Origin of the sequence: Alteromonas sp. S167 (assembly GCF_036864375.1) — a bacterium.
Taxonomy (GTDB): Bacteria; Pseudomonadota; Gammaproteobacteria; order Enterobacterales; family Alteromonadaceae; genus Alteromonas.
In genome coordinates this window covers 688,828-707,370 of record NZ_JAZETR010000001.1, presented here as the reverse complement: position 1 = coordinate 707,370, position 18,543 = coordinate 688,828, and the positions used below count along the sequence as shown (strand labels likewise).

Genomic DNA, 18,543 nt, shown 5'->3' with positions numbered 1-18,543 from the left:
GCTAATTCCTACTGCTTGTGTTGTTCAATAAGTTCAATGAAATGGTCGAATAATGGTGCCGCTTCATGTGGACCTGGGCTGGCTTCAGGGTGACCCTGGAAGCTAAATGCAGGCTTGTCGGTGCGATGAATGCCTTGCAACGACTTGTCGAACAACGAAACGTGAGTTACTTCTAGGTTATCTGGCAAGCTAGACTCATCTACAGCAAAACCATGGTTTTGGCTGGTGATCATAACTACGTTACGCTTTAGGTCTTTAACCGGGTGGTTCGCGCCATGGTGGCCGAATTTCATTTTCACTGTAGTTGCACCACTTGCAAGCGCAAGTAACTGGTGCCCAAGACAGATGCCGAAAACAGGTATGCCCGTTTCAACAATGGTTTTAATAGCCGTAATTGCGTAATCACAAGGCTCAGGGTCGCCTGGGCCATTAGACAGGAATACGCCATCTGGATTCATGGCCAATACATCTTCAGCAGGCGTTTGTGCTGGCACCAGGGTAACTTTACAACCGCGGTCAGCAAGCATGCGAAGGATATTGTTTTTTACGCCGAAGTCGTAAGCAACAACGTGGTATTTTGTTTCACTTGGCGTGACATAACCTTTACCAAGTTCCCAGCTACCTTCAGTCCATGTTTTTGGCTCAGTAATGCTCACTACTTTTGCCAAATCCATGCCTTTTAGGCCAGGAAAAGCTTTTGCTTGCGCTAATGCGCTAGACTCGTCTAATTCATCAGTACAAATGATGCAGCCATTTTGTGCACCTTTGTCTCGTAAGATACGCGTTAAACGGCGTGTATCTATGTCAGCAATACCCACAACGCCTTTCGCTTTTAGGTATTCAGACAGTGTTTGCTGTTGACGAAAGTTACTAGCAACAAGAGGTAGGTCACGAATGATAAGACCTTTTGACCAGATTTTATCTGCTTCAACGTCTTCGTCGTTAGTGCCGGTGTTGCCAATGTGTGGATAAGTAAGGGTGATGATTTGTTCAGCGTAGGATGGGTCGGTGAGAATTTCTTGATAGCCAGTCATGGAAGTATTAAAAACAACTTCCCCGACGGCGGAGCCTGTAGCGCCTATCGCCGTACCTTTAAAAACAGAACCATCCTCTAACACCAAAAGGGCAGAATTAGCCAAGTCAACCTCCAGATTAAGGATAACTATGTGTTTGTGCAGTTTTTTGCACAAACCCCACAAAAAACGGGAGTTATTGATAACAATACATCCCGTTTTACGATCTTTGCAGCTAATAAAACCGCACTCTTCAGCCATTTTCGAGGCCTCAGAATACGAAATTCTGGCAAATTCCGGTGAGTATACATCACTGTCGGAAAATGGCAAATTTATTTGCAGTAATTTATCAAAATAGAGGCTTTAGCGCGTTTTTCGCTTAAAACCACCGAAAGTATGACTCGTTGGTCAAGATTAGCACAACATAACGTTAACATTTACTCAACGGAATACTTAACCGAACGAGGAGCGAGCACGAATACATTGCACTAACACACTGTATTTTAACTAACAGTAGTGGTTGCTAGACCTTTAAGTTCAATACATCCACCATGGAGTATAGACCAGGTTCTTTGCCATTCAACCATTGTGCAGCATGCACCGCTCCCTTTGCGAAGGTGAGTCGGCTAGATGCTTTGTGCGTTATTTCTAATCGTTCCCCAATGTCAGCGAACAGTGCCGTGTGCTCACCAACAATGTCCCCTGCGCGCACCGTAGCAAAACCAATGGTGCCCTGATCTCGCTCAGGCTCTTTACCTTCGCGTCCATATACTGCACATGTTTTTAAATCTCTGCCAAGCTCATCAGCAATTGCTTCACCTATGGCCATCGCGGTGCCTGAAGGTGCATCTTGCTTGAACCTATGATGCGCTTCGGTAATTTCAATGTCTGCGGTTTCGCCCAACACGCTCGCGGCTTGTCGAACAAGCGACAGCATTAGGTTTACCCCTACGCTGTAATTTGCAGCAAACACAATAGGGATGTGCTTTGCAGCACTATCCAATGCAGCTAGCTGCACTTCATTAAGCCCTGTAGTGCCTATTACTACCGGCATATTATTTTTTACGCACCATTCAAGGTTACTCTCAATAATTGAAGGCAACGTAAAATCAATCATTACATCGGCATCACTACTGTTAAGCGACGACACTGCAGTACAATTAATGTCTTTTTTTCCAATACCAGCAAGTTCACCTACGTTCATACCCACCCAAGGCGAGTCGTCCCTTACGGTAGCAACACCAAGCTGCGCATTCTCATTTAATTCTAACGCTTCAATAAGCACACGACCCATACGCCCGTTGGCGCCAAACAAACCTACTTTCATGCTATTTCACACTTTTTAATTATTGGGTAATTGCTCTGCATTCTGCCAAATGAAAATACTATTGCAATGCAAGAATGGCATTTAATATATCAATTACGTTTCGCGTTAATGCAAATTACATCTCCAATATAAATTTACACTACCGTTTAACTGAAACCATATGAGAGGCGCAAAAGTTAATATGCGAGAGTCTGCACAGAAAAAACGCTCATTAGCTGCCGACTACTCTTACTTTTAGATACACTTGGCTCTGCGCTTAGATACATTGTTAAACGTATTCATACTGTGCCGATTTAATCTTAGCCGGAGCTCGCTAGTATGCTTTTATTCGTTTCTTATTCAAAACAAACCTAAAGATAAAAATATGAAGAAAAACGCGCTAATTTGGGACATCCCCACTCGCCTGTTTCACTGGTTGCTTGTAGGAAGTATTGTGGCCCAATATGCCACTGTAAACTGGTTAGATAATGCTGTGCAATGGCACTTCTATGTTGGTTATTTTACGCTTTTTCTTGTTGTATTTAGACTGTTTTGGGGTGTGGTGGGCACGCGCTACGCCAAATTCACGCAGTTTGTTAAAGGCCCTAAATTAGTGGTGAATTATTTAAAATCACTCTTTGATAAGCACGCGACTCCAACGGCAGGACACAACCCATTAGGCGGATGGTTTGTTATTGTCATGCTGATTTTGGTGGCTATACAGGCTATTTCAGGCCTATTTATGACTGACGACATCTTTTTAGATGGCCCTTACCGAGCACTGGCAACTGAAGAAGTGTTAAGTGTAATGTCGTCATTACATCATCTTGCTTTCGACGCTTTACTCTATGTGATTGTTCTACATATTGGTGCTGTTATCTTCTATACAGCGTTTAAAAAGCAAAAACTCGCACCTGCAATGGTCCATGGTAAAAAAGAGGTTTTCCATAATGAAGTAGATGGAAAGCATATAAGTATCGAGCACTCAAAGTTAGTTCGTGCATTAATAGTGGCTTTAATAGCTGCATTCGTTGTGTACTTAGTCATTGAAGTGTATCCACCCGCACCGCAGGTGGACGACTTCTATTATTAGCAGCGCCTGTATTCCGCTAACTTTCACCAGGCCTTTGCGAAGCGCGCAATAGACACCAACGTGGCGTTTATTGCGCTTTAGCTTTAGCAACTAGCCCTTTTTGCATCATTACCTGTTGAATTTCAGCTACACTAGCAGGGTCATCGATAGTAGAAGGAACGGTAATATTTTCGTTAGCGGCGACTTGCCTAATAAGTTTACGAAGAATTTTACCCGAGCGAGTTTTCGGTAGTCGGTTTACTACAATGGCGCGTTTAAAACTAGCGACAGGTCCAATGGTCTCTCGTACAAGGCTTACAAGCTCGCTTTCCAACTGAGTTTCATTAATATCAACACCATCTTTTAACAGCACCAAGCCAATGGGAAGTTGGCCTTTTAACGTATCGTTAATCCCAATTACGCTGCATTCGGCAATGGCAGGGTGTGAAGCTAGAACTTCTTCCATCTCACCGGTAGAGAGCCTGTGACCTGCAACATTAATTACATCGTCTGTACGCCCCATAATAAATACAAATCCATCATCATCGATGAAACCATTATCCCCTGTACTGTAATACCCTTCATACTCGGTTAAATAGCCTTGAATAAAGCGGTCATTATCTTGCCAAATAGATTGTAAGCACCCTGGAGGCAGCGGCAGCTTTATAGCAATAGCACCTTTTTTACCTACATCTTGTTGCTCGCCATTACTGTTAAGTACTTGTACATTAAAACCTGGCGTAGGCACACTAGAAGAGCCAGGTTTAGTTTGAAGTGGTTGAATACCCATAGGGTTTGAACAAATCGGCCACCCCGTTTCGGTTTGCCACCAGTGATCGATAACCGGTACACCCATTTTTTCGCTTGCCCAATAGTAGGTAGAAGGGTCAAGACGTTCACCTGCCATAAAGAGTGTGCGTAAACTTGAAATGTCATATTCTGATAAAAGTAGCGCATTGGGATCTTCTTTTCGTATAGCACGAAACGCCGTTGGTGCAGCGAACAGTACGTTCACTTTATGCTTTTGAACTACACGCCAAAATGCGCCCGCGTCGGGTGTACCAACAGGTTTACCTTCATACATCACCGTGGTTGCCCCCTTAATTAGAGGACCGTAAACAATGTATGAATGCCCTACAACCCAGCCAACGTCAGATGCCGCCCAAAAAACGTCTTCTTCACTTATACCGTATATGGCATCTAGTGAATAATGCAACGCAACGGCATGCCCACCGTTGTCTCTTACCACGCCCTTGGGCTTTCCTGTTGTGCCCGATGTATAAAGTACATATAAAGGGTGCGTGGCATCTAGTTCTACTGCCTCTACTGGGCTACTACTTGACATAAGGTAATGCCAATCGTGATCGTAACCAGTCTCAAGCCGTGCTTTCAGCTGTTCTCGTTGAACCAAAATACAACCCTGAGGTTTGTGCGTTGCCAAATTAATTGCCTCATCAACTAATGGCTTATAGGGCAATACTTTTTTACCTTCAATACCACATGATGCAGTTACGATAATTTTTGGCGTTGCATCGTCTATCCGCACCGCAAGCTCATTGGCTGCAAACCCACCAAAAACGACAGAATGAATAGCGCCTATTCGCGCGCAAGCTAACATAGCGATAGCGGCTTGAGGGATCATAGGCATGTAAATAATGACGCGGTCGCCTTTTGTGACACCTAGCCTAGAGAGTGCACCTGCGAATGTTGAAACCTCACTAAGCAGTTCGCTATAAGTAAAAGATACTGTGCTTTGCGTTACGGGGGATTCATAAATAAGTGCTGTTTTATCACCCTTTCCAGATTGGACATGATGATCGAGCGCGAGGTAGCTAGTATTTAGGGTGCCACCTTTAAACCACTCAACAGTGCCGCCGGATATATTATTAAACGCAGAGGGAGGGGTCTTGAACCAGTCGATAGCCTTCGCTTTTTCAAGCCAAAATGCCTGTGGCGATTGCGTGGCAGCTGAATATTCCTTCTTATAAAGCATAACGATGTCCAATAAAGATGAAGTAGTTATTACCCTACTTCATCGCGATGGCTAATGCTTATAAGACTTCAGGCTTAAGGGTCTTATATTATTGAAAATAAAGACATTTAATATCTAAATTTTCATTACTTATTGTGCGTTAAATATTCTTTCTCGCCAAACATCAACACTCATAGGTTTATCAAGCCAAAACCCCTGAAAAGAATCACATCCACAGGTACGAGCGTGTGATAGTTGATGGTCAGTCTCAATACCTTCAGCCACGGTATTAATGTTCATTGCATTTGCAAAGTTACAAATACTGCGAACTAACAGTCGCTTTTGGTCCGAGTCATCTATGTCCTCTATGAAAAGCCGGTCAACTTTTAGCTCTTTAATGGGCAGAGATTCTAAATAATTTAAATTCGATTCTGCTTTTCCGAAGTTACCGATGGATATGTTAAAACCAAATTCAGAAAGCACTTTAATTCGTGATTGAATAATACTGATACCGCGCTTCAACGCTCCTTCGGCCAATTCTAATGTGAGCATATTGCTTGGTATCTTCCATCGCTCAACAGTAGCAACAAACTTAGATACAAAATCAGCACGAGCCAAATGCTTCGTGCTTATGTTCAACGAAAGCTGAGTAGTAACGTTTTTCTCCAAACACTCGCTAAGTAATTGACAAGCGCGGTCACAAACCCATAACCCCAAGTCAGCAATAGCATCGTCTTCTTCAGCAATCGGGATAAACTCATTGGGTTGAATTACGCCTAAATGTGGATGATGCCAACGTAAAAGTACTTCAGAACTAATAATATTTTTTTCTGCGTTATATTGCGGCTGAAGTTCGATAAACAATTCATTGCTAGACAAAGCTCGAGAAAGAGAGCGCTTGATATAACTGTACCTCTCAATATCCTGCGTATTGATATGAGTAACGTCGTGTACAAGGCTTCCTGAGTTCATAGCCTTTCCACTACTCACGGCTGTTATCGCCATGCAATCAATTAACTTCTTATAGCTCACATGCTTTGAGGAAATGGTGCAGCTAACAGTCTCAGCCTCAATTTGAAGCGCATTATTATGAAGCGTAAATGGAATTAACACATGCTCTTCGAGCAGGTTGCACACTTTTGAAATGGCTTCACACGATGTTATTGAGTCGATAAACGACTGCATTGGCACGACATAAAAAGCGCCGCGTTCTCCTTTCGCTACCATATACGCACTTGATAAAAATGTTCGCGCCAACCTATTGGAAACAATTCGCATAATATAGTCGAAGGTGGCTACACCAAATACATCTTCGTATTCACTAATATGCTTTATTGCCACACGCATAAACACGCGCGTGCTGGGGATAGAACTCGATTTGGCACCAATTTCATTGATGTATCTCTCCAGTTTACAAAGGTTCGATAACCCTGTAACAGAATCTTCAAAAGCGAGTTGCTTGTAGTATGTCAGGTCTCGTTCATGTTCAGAGTTATCTTTAATGGTCACTACCGTTAAAGACTGCTGATGAATATTGCATTGTTTTTGCGACACTTCACAACTTAAACGCTTACCATTTTTATGCCGCACGTGACGCGTTGATACATCGTTGCTAAATGTTGTAGCTGGAAAATGGCTTGTAGCTGATTGGGCAAAAATAATGTTGATGTCTTGTCCAATGAGTTCATCAGGACAATAGCCTAGTGTCGGTTTTGCCTGCTCGTTCACCGTCAGCACCGTACCGTGTTCATCAACGGTCATTACCACTGCGTCAATGTGGTTAAGTATAAGAGAAACATAGTCAGCAAAGTTATTTTGTGAGTCGGATAACAGCTGGGTTTGCGTTTCATCCTGAATTGCACCATAAAGACGTTTGAGCTTAACACCATCACGTTTTTCTAACTGGCAATAAACAGTAAGCTTTATACTTCGCTTGCCTTTATTTCTATCGCGTAGACTAAAGTGAAAATCAAAACAATCGCTACGTTTTATCGCACGCAGTAAAGACGTAATAAACGTACGCCTTTCTTCATAAGTCAATATGTCAAGAATATGTTGGTAAGACATAAAGCCAACATGCTCGAGCCCCAGTATCTCTTTAACTATGGAGGTACATTGTAACGTTCCAGACTCTCTATCTAACTCCCACGCCCCAACACGAGAAACTTCACTCACCTTTTCAAGTAATGCTAGTTGCTGTGAAAGCTTTTCAGAATAAGGGTGTTTGGCAAGATGGTAGTGAAGCGCTATTTCAATCTTTTGGCGAATAATGTCTAGGTAGCAATGCTGAACTGTGTTCAACGATTTATTTTTCAAAAAGGTGAGCGCAACATACTCTATTGCACCATGAACATTTTTGATTGCTTTCACAACAATATAGGTGTTTTCGTAACATGCAAGCTCAGGCGGTAATGCAAGCTCTTCTGCTGCAATTGGCGCGCTCATTGCCGACATTGCAAGCATTTGATTAATATCGTCGGGCAACCTAATAGACAGTTTTTCTAGATTGGTGTGTGAAGAATCGGCGTGTGTGATAACAGCCACACCTGAGTGAATGTTAATAGAGGCCATCAAGACGCAAAGCGCTTGTGTCTGTTGCCTCCCCTCATCGAGCAAGCTGCCAAAATCAGGGTTGTCAGCGTAGTGCGTTGAGAGTGTGTTGCTGTTGCGTAGTTCCATCTAACTTATGCCCCACAAAATAAAAACGTAATTCGGTCAATCAGCGTGTCTACGCCAAAAATATTCACTTGCGTATGCTACGCCTTTTAGCTCATCCTTTAGTCTAAATTTTAGTCAACAAACCCTCCAATATCCAGTTTGCATTGTGTTTTAACGTGCAATTTTTTATCGATTATTTCACTCTACTTCAAATCAATTGTTTGACGTTTGTCGAAAATATGCAGCTTTAATTCGTTGATGTTTATCAACTTTACACACAAGCAACATTGTATAGTGCTGAATTGCTCGTGTGTAAGTTGGTATATTTGCTAACTAAAGCTTCTTATGTAGCCGTTTTTACAATGACCTGTCTTTTTTAATTTAGTCTTTCTTATGATCAGTCTTTTTTGTAATCAGTCTTTTTTATAATCATCGTGACAAGACTTACAGCTAGCGCCAATTTTACCAATAGCGCTGCGATACGCACTTTCATCGCCAGCATCAACCACGGTTTGAAGGTTTTGTGATGCTGCCTTAAGGGCCATAACTTTCTTTTCAACGTCTGAGAAGTTTTCCCAAATTGCATCTTTTGCACCTGTCTCAACGCTAAATTCACGTGTATCGACCGCCATGTAGTCACTCATCATATCCGCTAGTTGTTCTAGGCGGACGGCGTTGGTTTTCATAACAGATTCGTCAAACGGAAGTGCGCCTTTCGCCATTCCACCTAATGGCCCCATATTGCTGCGTACAAGCTGAAAAATTGCCTGGCGATATTGGGTAGCCGCTTTAGCATGCTTTTCTGAAGATGCTGGTTTTACTTCTACCGCAAACGTCGCACTTGAAATACATGCTGCTACAGCGCCCACTACTATTGCTTTTGAAAAAAATTTCATGCCTGTTCCCTATTTCATTTTTTGTATTTTTATAAATCGAACGAATTCAAACTGTGTTGTTCTGAACAACGTAAATGCACACAGTAGCGTTATGTAGAAAATAGCGACCGATTTGCCGCTTCCATAGCTCGTTCGTTCCTATGAATGTGTTTTTCTATCGTGACTAATAGTGCAATAAAGCGCAAGAATTATAACGCTGAATGACATTATTGAAGGGGCTAACAACAAAAAAAGCCCTCAAATGAGGGCTTTAACTATTTACGATACTGTAAATGCTTTAAACACTTAGTTCGTTAAGTCGTCGAAAAACTTCTTCACACCGTCAAAGAAGCCTTGTGCTTTTGGACTGTGCTTACCAGATGCCTTGCCAACCGAGTCTTCAAGTTCTTGAAGCAGCTCTTTTTGGCGCGCAGACAAGTTAACCGGTGTTTCCACAACAACTTTACACATCAAGTCGCCCATTGCGCCGCTACGTACTGACTTAACGCCTTTACCACGTAGACGGAACATACGGCCCGTTTGCGTTTCAGGGCTAATTTTTAGCTTAACTTTACCGTCAAGCGTTGGTACTTCAAGCTCACCGCCTAACGCTGCTGTAGTGAAGCTTAATGGTACTTCACAGTAAAGGTTATTTCCGTCACGTTGGAAGATATCGTGGTCTCGTACATGCACTTGCACGTACAAGTCGCCTGCTGGGGCACCGTTTTCTCCCGCTTCACCTTCACCCGATAGGCGAATTCGATCACCTGTGTCTACGCCGGCTGGAATTTTAACGTTAAGGGTCTTGGTTTTCTCTTTGCGACCGTGACCGTGACAGCTGTTGCAAGGGTCTTCGATAATCTTGCCCTTACCAGAACATGTAGGACATGTCTGTTGCACAGCAAAGAAACCCTGACGCATCTGTACTTGACCATTTCCATGACACGTTGGACAGGTTTTAGGTGACGAGCCTTTCTTCGCGCCAGAGCCATCACACACGTCACACTCTACAAGTGTAGGTACGCGAATGTCGACACTCTTTCCGCGTACCGCTTCTTCTAGTGATAATTCTAGGTTGTAGCGAAGGTCGGAGCCTTGGCGTGCACGCGATTGACGGCCGCCACGACCTCCACCACCAAAGATGTCGCCGAATACGTCACCGAAGATATCGCCAAAATCAGCACCGCCGCCGTAGCCGCCGCCACCGCGATTAGGATCAACGCCCGCATGACCGTACTGGTCGTAAGCGGCACGTTTTTGTGAATCTGACAGGATTTCGTAGGCTTCTTGGATTTCTTTAAACTTATCTTCTAGCGCTTTATCGCCTTGCGTACGGTCAGGGTGATATTTCATCGCAAGCTTTTTATACGCTTTTTTAATTTCGCGGTCGCCTGCGCTCTTATCCACCCCGAGCACTTCGTAGTAGTCACGTTTCGACATATCGTTCACTTATCCTACTTTTTTGTCGACAAGCACGCAGTGCCTATCGAATCTACATCTGACTGTTGTGAAAATAACCTAAGTGAGTAGCTGTGCTATATCGCTAAGCCATTTACACCAAGTTATTTACACAACAAAGGCGCAACAAGAAAACCCTGCTGCGCCTGAACTGCTATTTACGGCCCGCTAGGTTGTAAACGGGCCTTTCGCAACAGCTTACTTTTTATCGTCGTCTTTTACTTCTTCGAACTCAGCGTCAACAACATCGTCGTCCGCTTTACCAGACGCTTGTTGCTCTGCACCTTCAGCGCCGCCAGCGGCCGCTTGTTGTGCTTGCGCTGCTTCCATCAGCTTGCTAGACGCTTGAATAAGTTCTTGCGTTTTCGCTTCGATTTCCGCTTTGTCTTCGCCTTTTGACGCTGTTTCAAGAGCAGTAAGGGCTTCTTCAATTGGCGCTTTGTCTTCTGCACTTAGTGCATCGCCAACTTCTTCAAGCTGTTTGCGCGTAGCGTGAATCATGCCATCAGCTTGGTTACGCGCTTGAATTAGCTCTTCAAACTTCGCATCAGCTTCTTTGTTCGCTTCTGCGTCTGCTACCATTTTTTCTACTTCTTCATCGCTTAGGCCTGAAGAAGCTTTGATGGTGATCTTCTGCTCTTTACCTGTGTCTTTATCTTTCGCAGACACGTGTAGGATACCGTCAGCATCTAGGTCGAAAGTTACTTCGATTTGCGGTACACCGCGCGCTGCTGGACGAATACCTTCAAGGTTGAACTGACCAAGAGACTTGTTGCCGCTTGATTGCTTACGCTCACCCTGTAGTACGTGTACTGTTACCGCAGACTGGTTGTCTTCCGCTGTCGAGAACGTTTGTGACTTCTTAGTAGGGATAGTCGTGTTCTTCTCGATAAGCGCAGTCATTACACCACCCATTGTCTCGATACCTAGAGACAGAGGCGTAACGTCTAGAAGTAGTACGTCTTTAACGTCACCAGAAAGTACACCACCTTGAATTGCCGCACCTACTGCTACCGCTTCATCAGGGTTCACGTCTTTACGTGGCTCTTTGCCGAAGAACTCAGTTACATACTTCTGTACTAGTGGCATACGAGTTTGACCACCCACAAGGATGATGTCGTTGATGTCGCCTACAGATAGGTCTGAGTCAGCTAGTGCTTGCTTAAGTGGGTTAAGCGAGTTTTTCACTAGGTCTTCAACTAAAGACTCAAGTTTTGCACGAGTAAGCTTAATCGCTAAGTGCTTAGGACCTGTCGCATCAGCAGTGATGTAAGGCAGGTTAACTTCTGTCTGTTGTGAAGAAGAAAGTTCGATTTTGGCTTTCTCGCCCGCTTCTTTAAGACGCTGCATAGCTAGCGGATCTTTACGAAGGTCGATGCCTTGATCTTTCTTGAACTCTTCAACTAGGTAGTTGATGACACGGTTATCGAAGTCTTCACCACCAAGGTGTGTGTCACCGTTAGTCGCTAGTACTTCAAACGTGTGCTCGCCATCTACTTCATCAATTTCGATGATAGAGATATCAAATGTACCACCACCTAAGTCGTATACCGCAACAACGTTGTCGCCTTGCTTCTTGTCCATGCCGTACGCAAGAGCAGCAGCAGTTGGCTCGTTGATGATACGCTTAACTTCAAGACCTGCAATGCGACCCGCATCTTTAGTAGCTTGACGCTGAGAGTCGTTGAAGTAAGCCGGTACAGTGATAACTGCGCCAGTCACTTCTTCGCCTAGATAGTCTTCAGCGGTCTTTTTCATTTTCTTAAGTACTTCAGCAGAGATCTGCGGCGGCGCCATTTTCTCGCCTTTCGCTTCTACCCACGCATCACCATTATCAGCGCCTACAATTTTGAAAGGCATGATGTCGATGTCACGCTGTACTTCTTTGTCTTGGAAGCGACGACCAATTAAACGCTTGATAGCGAATAACGTGTTTTCAGGGTTTGTTACCGCCTGACGCTTCGCTGATTGACCTACAAGTGTTTCACCATCGTTTGTGTAAGCGATGATAGAAGGGGTTGTACGATCGCCTTCCGCGTTTTCAATTACGCGAGGTTTGTCGCCGTCTAGAACTGCGACACATGAATTCGTTGTACCTAAGTCGATACCAATGATTCTACCCATTTCGTGTCTCCGAAAAAGTTTCTTAATTCTGTACTTTTAGTGGGGTTATTCCCCAATGTTTTCAATAGATGTCAGTAAAAAAACTGACATTTTTGTGTGTTTGTCGCAAAAAGCGTGATTTACGCTTGCGTGTCCACACCACCACTTGGTGCGCGCGATACCATTACCATGGCAGGGCGCAGCAAACGGCCGTTAATTTGATAACCTTTTTGCATCACGGCCATTACAGTATTTGGCTCGTGGTCTGCGCTTTCTTGCATCGACATCGCCTGATGCAAATCAGGGTTGAAGGTTTCGCCCTGCGGATCAATAAGGCTTAATCCGAATTTCTCAATAGTGCTTAGGAAAGTTTTGTGGGTCATTTCCACGCCTTCCAGCAATGGCTTAACCGCTTCGTTTTCAGCATCGGTCATTTCGATAGCACGCTCTAGGTTATCGATAACCGGAAGCAGCTCGCCAGCAAAGCGTTCTAGCGCAAACTTACGCGCTTTTTCTACTTCGCCTTCAGCACGACGACGAGCATTTTCAGCCTCAGCGCGAGCACGAAGAACACTATCTTGTTGCTCTTTTACTGTCGCTTGCGCTTCAGATAATGCAGTTTCTAGTTCATAAATACGTTGCGCGTTCTCATCAAGAGGCGCCTCTGCCCCTTCAACCGCTTCAGCTTCAACTTGTGTATCAGCTGCTTGCACAGTTTCGTCCACTGTATTCTCTTGTTCTGCCTGCACGTCGCGATTGTCGCTCATGCCTACCTCCAAACGTTTTTTTAATTAGGCATTGCCCAAAAATGATTAAAATTTATGGGAATCTTTCTGATGGGCTTATTTATGGGGCTAGTTTTGGGGCGATCAAGGGTATCCACACAATTTTTGTGGATGATTTTTTAAAAAGTATAAAAACCCACTGTTTCAATGCGAAATCTGTACTAAAGTACCGCGAGTAAGCGCACTTCAAAATACGACAACATGTAAAAAGCGTGTTAATGTAATTTAAGCTAAGCAGTTGTTTTTATATGGACCTTTTATGCTGAGTATTTGGACAGTGGGCACGTTGGTTGGCGTGTATCTTATTGCGCTTTTTGCTGTGGCGTTTTGGGGTGATAAACGCCTGCGAGATAACCAGCAACACCCTGTTCTGTACAGCTTGGGGTTGGGTGTACACTGTACGTCGTGGGCCTTTTTTGGAACTGCATCACAAGGTGCGCAGTACGGCTGGGCTATCATACCCACTTACCTTGGTATTATGTTAACCATGGCTTTTGGCTTTCCTGTTGTGCTGCACATAAGCCGACTGTGCCAACAACATAACATTAGTTCACTTGCCGACCTTATCTCACTTAAATACCGTCACTCTCACCTCATTGCAGCGCTTATTACGCTGTTGTGTTTTATCGGTGTTATTCCCTATATCGCGCTTCAATTAGACGCTATCACAAAGTCAATAAGCTTAATTACAGACGCACCACAATCGAGTAACCCTCAGGTAAGTGTTTACGTTGCTGGTCTTATGGCGCTATTTGCTATCATTTTTGGTACGCGTTCGCTCAATTTAACCGACAAACACCCCGGCCTTTTGCTTACCATTGCTTTCGAATCGGTTATAAAACTTTTAGCGCTTTGGGCTGTTGGCATTTTTGTTTGCTTTTATTTGTTTGAAGGCGTCCTTGATTTAATCGCAAAGGCATCAGCACATGAAGCAGCGAAAGCGGTGATATATGCAGACAGCGCTATAGGCGTTTATGTAACCCACGTTGCGCTTGGCATTTGCTCAATGTTCGTGTTACCGAGACAATTTCATATGAACTTTGTTGAGCAAAATGGTGAAGGTGAACTACGCACAGCGCGATGGCTGTTTCCGCTTTACCTCTTAGGAATGACACTATTCGTTATTCCCATCGCGCTTGCCGGTAAAATGCTGCTACCAAGCAGCACCAATTCAGACGCTTATGTACTAGCGATACCGCTTTACGCTGAAAATATGGCACTTTCTTCTTTTGCCTTTATTGGCGGACTGGCAGCGACAACCAGTATGGTTATTGTTGCCACACTTGCCATGGGGATAATGATTGCAAACAATGTCATTACGCCGCTATGGCTAAAAGCACGGTTAAAAACAGCGCCCGAAAGGTCAATGCAACCAGGCAGGATCCTTACAATTCGACGGCTTACCGTGTTAGTGGTGTTAACAACCGCGCTGTGGTACCACCTAAATATCAGCCAAGCTGCACCGTTGGTGAAAAGCGGCGTTATTGCTATTGCGCTGCTAGGGCAATGTATGCCGGTACTGATGTTTGGCTTGTATTGGAAAAAAAGCACACGGGCTGCTGCCATATGTGCGCTGCTGGCGGGCTTTGTTTGCTGGTCAATTTTTTTACTTTATCCAAGCATTTTATCAAGCTACTACTTTAATCCGCCACCAACCGACGAAGCCCTAGGTGTAGGCTTTACTTATTCACTTATAGCAAACTGCATTACTTTCGTTGTTATTGCTTTGCTTACCTATAGGTCATCAGAACCCGTTGCTACAGATGGCGCACAGTTAACCCAAGCACCACGCTTGATGGTAAAGGTAAAAGACTTGATCTCACTTACAAAACGCGTGCTAGACGAACCTTCTCAAGAACGACTTACGCAGCAACTGTCTGTTGATGTTAATCGCGCATTTGCCCGAGGTTACGCTAGCCATGCATTAATTGAGCGGGTCGATAAGCTATTAGCCGCACAGGTAGGAGCGCCAAGTGCACGCATTTTACTTGGTGCAATTGCAGACACCGGTAGCGACACATTACCAGAGCTGGTTGATTGGGTTGAAGAAGCCTCTCAGTCTTTTCAGTTTAATCACGAAGTGTTGCAGTCTTCGGTTCAAAATATTGAACAAGGTATTAGCGTTCTTGATGAGAAATTGCAGCTGCTAGCGTGGAACGACAGATACATTGAGCTATTTAACTACCCCAAAGGCTTCTTGAAAGCGGGCATGCCCATAGCCGACATATTACGATTTAATGCCAATCGCGGGCTGTTCAGCTCGCACACTGACAAACACAACATCAACAATAACAGCAATACAGATACGGCGTCAGAAGCTGAAATAAAGAAACGAATTCGTTACATGCTTACGGGAAGCCGACATAAATTTATTCGCAAGCAACCCGATGGGCGCGTAATTGAGCTTAATGGCGCACCTTTACCCGGCGGTGGTTACGTAACAACATACAGCGATATTACCGAGTACATTGCTATTCAAAACGCCCTCGAGGAGGCAAAATCGGACCTTGAAGCAAGAGTAATACAGCGCACTGCAGAGCTAGAAGAAGCAAAGCATCAAGCCGACAAAGCCAACGAAAGTAAAACACGTTTTCTTGCTGCCGCGGGTCATGACTTAATGCAACCTTTTAATGCAGCATCGCTATTCGCGTCTATGTTGAATAAGAAGACAGAGGGCAGCGAATTAGCGAGTTTGTCAGAAGGTGTAGTGAATTCGCTTAACAACGCCCAAAGTTTATTAACGATGCTACTTGATATGACAAAGCTAGATGCTGGCGTTTTAACCCCACAAAAAGTAACGTTTGACCTAGATGATGTGCTGGCATCGTTAGTACAAGAGTTTAGTATTCTTGCGCAACAGAAAAACATTGAGCTGCGCTATGTACCCACTAAAGTAAAGGTGTATAGCGACATTAATTTACTTAGACGAGTACTGCAGAACTTACTTTCTAACGCCGTTCGCTACACCCACACGGGAAGGATTGTAGTGGGTATAAGGCGACATTCAACGCATCATAAGCATGGGCCTAGCGTAAGTATCTTTGTATACGACACCGGCAGTGGTATTGCGCCAGAGCAGCAGCAGGAAATATTTAGCGAATTTCACCAGCTTGAGAGCAATCACAGCGGAGAAGGTATTGGGCTGGGCCTGACTATAGTAGATAAAATTTGTAAGCTGTTGGAGCACAACGTTGCGCTAACGTCGGTGCCCAATCGCGGCAGCAGTTTTAGTGTTACTGTACCTCGAGTGTGCACTGAAATGGGCGTGCCCTATAATGCTTCTGCAAACAAGCCTGTTGATGAGGCAAATATTCTTGTAGGGGGGAATGAAGAAAATGGTGATATTAGCATTGATAAGAGCATTCAAAATAGTACGTTAAATAGCTTGGCCTTTTTGAAAAACAGCGCCTTTTTGCTAATAGAAAATGATGAGCAGGTAGCCAGTGCCATGTGCGCTTTACTTCAAGATTGGGGAGCAACAGTAACGTGGGTAAAAGGTGCAGAACAAGCACTGCGTTATTCGCAAGAAGACTTCGACGTACTTATTGCAGACTACCACCTCAATCATGGGGAGAAAGGTACTGACGTAACAAACTCCCTTTACGAAGCAGGAATGCAGTTCACCTTAAGCGTGCTTATTACCGCTAATAGAAGCAACGAAGTTCGCCAAGAAGCGGATGAGCTTGGCATGGCTTACCTACCGAAACCAGCCAAGCCACCAGCGTTGAAGCGACTGCTTAAACAATCGCTTATTTTGAACACAGACTGTTAAGGTTTATTGGCATCAGTGGTGTCGCTGGTGCTTGTTTCTTTTGTCAGGGTTTTCCCGTGTTTGGTTTCTTTAAGTTCGGTAGCTTCAGGTTGAATTAGCGCATCAATAACCGATTGCTCGTGCGCGGTAAACGCTGTTGAAAAGTTATCAAACCCAACTGTAATTTTCTTTTTCTCAGCGGGAGCTAGGCGCGCGTTAGCGTTTGCTAATTGCTGAGTGAACTGGTTAATGGAAATACGATTGTAAGTATGTATCCCCGGTTTCCCCGACGTTGAAGGAGTAAGTAAATCATCGTGCTCAAGCATAAATGCATGTTTAAACACCGCTTGAGATTTTGTAAAACAGGCCGTTGGGCTTCGCAATAATGCAGCTTCTGGTAATGCTTTAATTCTAACGCTTTTACCGTCCTCACTTTTTTGCCACGTAACACCGCACACACTGATATTGAAGGCACCGGTCTGGTTGGCAACCTCTTCTCGGGCAAGTGTTGAGTGTTCATTTAATGCCTGAAGCTCTTTAACCACTTCATGAAGGCGGTCAATGGATAACTTCTCAATGGTGACAGCACCAGCTTTAGACTGATAAGTAAGCTTTATCGTATTTTCTAGGTAGTACACTTGCCCGGTATCACGCCATATAGATACCTTTTGTGAAGTGTCTTGGACTGCCGTTGTATTATCACGACGCTTTTTAATGTTTTTAAAAATTCTAGAAAGCACAGCATTTACATAAGCAAACAAAGGTAATGTTGTTACGCATTTAATGCTGTGACGGATTTCTGAAATCGGGCTATTTGAAGCGTGAGTAGTTTGCTAAATGTGCATGGCATTTTTAAACGCTATGCCTGCTTTAGTGCGATTAATTACACCCAGCTTTTTAAGCACTGCTGAAACGTGCTGTTTCACCGTGGATTCTGAAATGGCAAGTTCGTAGGCAATTTGTTTGTTAAGCAGGCCATCAGACACCATTTTGAGCACTTTCAGTTGATGCGGAGTAAGCTGTCGCAATCGTGCGTGAAAGTCGTCCGGTTCATCTTGATCTATCGATTCAGGTGCAGGCGTTGTGGGAACCCAAGTTTCTCCTTCTAACACTTGTTCAACCGCATCTACAATGGTTTCTACCGACGCCGATTTGGGAATAAAACCACTTGCGCCAAGAGAAATCGCTTTTTGAATTAAATTTGGTGACTCCTGCGCTGTAACAATTACTACTAGCACGTCTGGAAACCTTGCTTGAAGGTCTGATAGGCCATGCAAACCTTCATTCCCTGGCATAGACAAGTCTAAAAATACAAGCTCGATATTGTCGTTTGCTTCTAACGTCGCAATAGTTTCTGGGTAGGATGATGCTTCACACAGTTCTGTGCCCTCCATGGTACTTAGCGCGTGGCACATTGCAGCGCGAAAAAGTGGGTGGTCATCAGCAATTAGAATATGTACAGGCATCATGCAGTATTTAGCGTTACTTCTTTAAAAAGAACATAACACCACAGCGCAGGTAAATAAACTGCCTTTACCTATGCTGCAGCG

At 44.1% G+C, this 18,543-nt stretch carries 12 protein-coding genes; 2 read left to right on the top strand and 10 right to left on the bottom strand.

Annotation, left to right across the window (positions count from 1 at the left end):
- Positions 1–8: 8 nt before the first annotated feature.
- Positions 9–1,139, bottom strand: coding sequence for a glutamine-hydrolyzing carbamoyl-phosphate synthase small subunit (carA, locus tag V7R35_RS03055; protein ID WP_334013211.1), 1,131 nt, complete (start codon positions 1,137–1,139; stop codon positions 9–11).
- Between the two features lie 397 nt (positions 1,140–1,536).
- The gene (gene dapB, locus V7R35_RS03050) at positions 1,537–2,340 is read right to left on the bottom strand and encodes a 4-hydroxy-tetrahydrodipicolinate reductase (RefSeq protein WP_334013210.1); all 804 of its coding nucleotides are present in this window, start codon (positions 2,338–2,340) and stop codon (positions 1,537–1,539) included.
- Positions 2,341–2,704: 364 nt separating this feature from the next.
- On the opposite strand from dapB, the gene V7R35_RS03045 reads away from it, so the two are divergent.
- Positions 2,705–3,412 carry a cytochrome b/b6 domain-containing protein gene (locus V7R35_RS03045; RefSeq protein ID WP_334013209.1) on the top strand — a complete coding sequence of 236 codons (708 nt, stop codon included), beginning with the start codon at positions 2,705–2,707 and terminating at the stop codon, positions 3,410–3,412.
- Positions 3,413–3,479: 67 nt separating this feature from the next.
- Here the strand turns inward: V7R35_RS03045 and V7R35_RS03040 are convergent, their stop codons facing one another.
- From V7R35_RS03040 to grpE, 6 genes are all read right to left on the bottom strand, one after another.
- A complete protein-coding gene (locus tag V7R35_RS03040) occupies positions 3,480–5,384 on the bottom strand; it encodes a propionyl-CoA synthetase (protein WP_334013208.1) in 1,905 nt (634 codons plus the stop codon).
- Between the two features lie 129 nt (positions 5,385–5,513).
- Positions 5,514–8,042 (bottom strand): EAL domain-containing protein, encoded by a 2,529-nt coding sequence (locus V7R35_RS03035; RefSeq protein WP_334013207.1) that lies wholly within the window; start codon positions 8,040–8,042, stop codon positions 5,514–5,516.
- 392 nt (positions 8,043–8,434) lie between these two features.
- Positions 8,435–8,917, bottom strand: a complete 483-nt coding sequence (locus V7R35_RS03030; protein WP_334013206.1) for a c-type cytochrome — start codon at positions 8,915–8,917, stop codon at positions 8,435–8,437.
- Positions 8,918–9,202: 285 nt separating this feature from the next.
- Positions 9,203–10,336 (bottom strand): molecular chaperone DnaJ, encoded by a 1,134-nt coding sequence (gene dnaJ / locus V7R35_RS03025; protein ID WP_334013205.1) that lies wholly within the window; start codon positions 10,334–10,336, stop codon positions 9,203–9,205.
- Between the two features lie 216 nt (positions 10,337–10,552).
- Positions 10,553–12,478 (bottom strand): molecular chaperone DnaK, encoded by a 1,926-nt coding sequence (gene dnaK, locus V7R35_RS03020; protein WP_334013204.1) that lies wholly within the window; start codon positions 12,476–12,478, stop codon positions 10,553–10,555.
- 119 nt (positions 12,479–12,597) lie between these two features.
- Positions 12,598–13,224 (bottom strand): nucleotide exchange factor GrpE, encoded by a 627-nt coding sequence (gene grpE / locus V7R35_RS03015; RefSeq protein ID WP_334013203.1) that lies wholly within the window; start codon positions 13,222–13,224, stop codon positions 12,598–12,600.
- Between the two features lie 277 nt (positions 13,225–13,501).
- On the opposite strand from grpE, the gene V7R35_RS03010 reads away from it, so the two are divergent.
- Entirely contained in the window at positions 13,502–17,014 is a 3,513-nt protein-coding gene (locus tag V7R35_RS03010; protein ID WP_334013202.1) for a hybrid sensor histidine kinase/response regulator, read from the top strand.
- Here V7R35_RS03010 and V7R35_RS03005 read toward each other — a convergent pair.
- Both V7R35_RS03005 and V7R35_RS03000 read right to left on the bottom strand, forming a co-directional pair.
- The gene (locus V7R35_RS03005; protein ID WP_334013201.1) at positions 17,011–17,733 is read right to left on the bottom strand and encodes a hypothetical protein; all 723 of its coding nucleotides are present in this window, start codon (positions 17,731–17,733) and stop codon (positions 17,011–17,013) included. The genes V7R35_RS03010 and V7R35_RS03005 overlap by 4 nt on opposite strands.
- A gap of 93 nt (positions 17,734–17,826) precedes the next feature.
- A complete protein-coding gene (locus tag V7R35_RS03000; RefSeq protein WP_334013269.1) occupies positions 17,827–18,459 on the bottom strand; it encodes a response regulator transcription factor in 633 nt (210 codons plus the stop codon).
- Between the last annotated feature and the right edge of the window lie 84 nt (positions 18,460–18,543).

What these genes read in the sequence shown, in the direction of transcription:
- V7R35_RS03045 (WP_334013209.1), top strand. Translation starts at nt 2,705, where the DNA reads ATGAAGAAAAACGCGCTAATTTGGGACATCCCCACTCGCCTGTTTCAC.
- V7R35_RS03040 (WP_334013208.1), bottom strand. Translation starts at nt 5,384, where the DNA reads ATGCTTTATAAGAAGGAATATTCAGCTGCCACGCAATCGCCACAGGCA.
- grpE (WP_334013203.1), bottom strand. Translation starts at nt 13,224, where the DNA reads ATGAGCGACAATCGCGACGTGCAGGCAGAACAAGAGAATACAGTGGAC.
- dnaK (WP_334013204.1), bottom strand. Translation starts at nt 12,478, where the DNA reads ATGGGTAGAATCATTGGTATCGACTTAGGTACAACGAATTCATGTGTC.
- V7R35_RS03010 (WP_334013202.1), top strand. Translation starts at nt 13,502, where the DNA reads ATGCTGAGTATTTGGACAGTGGGCACGTTGGTTGGCGTGTATCTTATT.
- V7R35_RS03000 (WP_334013269.1), bottom strand. Translation starts at nt 18,459, where the DNA reads ATGCCTGTACATATTCTAATTGCTGATGACCACCCACTTTTTCGCGCT.
- V7R35_RS03035 (WP_334013207.1), bottom strand. Translation starts at nt 8,042, where the DNA reads ATGGAACTACGCAACAGCAACACACTCTCAACGCACTACGCTGACAAC.
- V7R35_RS03030 (WP_334013206.1), bottom strand. Translation starts at nt 8,917, where the DNA reads ATGAAATTTTTTTCAAAAGCAATAGTAGTGGGCGCTGTAGCAGCATGT.
- dapB (WP_334013210.1), bottom strand. Translation starts at nt 2,340, where the DNA reads ATGAAAGTAGGTTTGTTTGGCGCCAACGGGCGTATGGGTCGTGTGCTT.
- dnaJ (WP_334013205.1), bottom strand. Translation starts at nt 10,336, where the DNA reads ATGTCGAAACGTGACTACTACGAAGTGCTCGGGGTGGATAAGAGCGCA.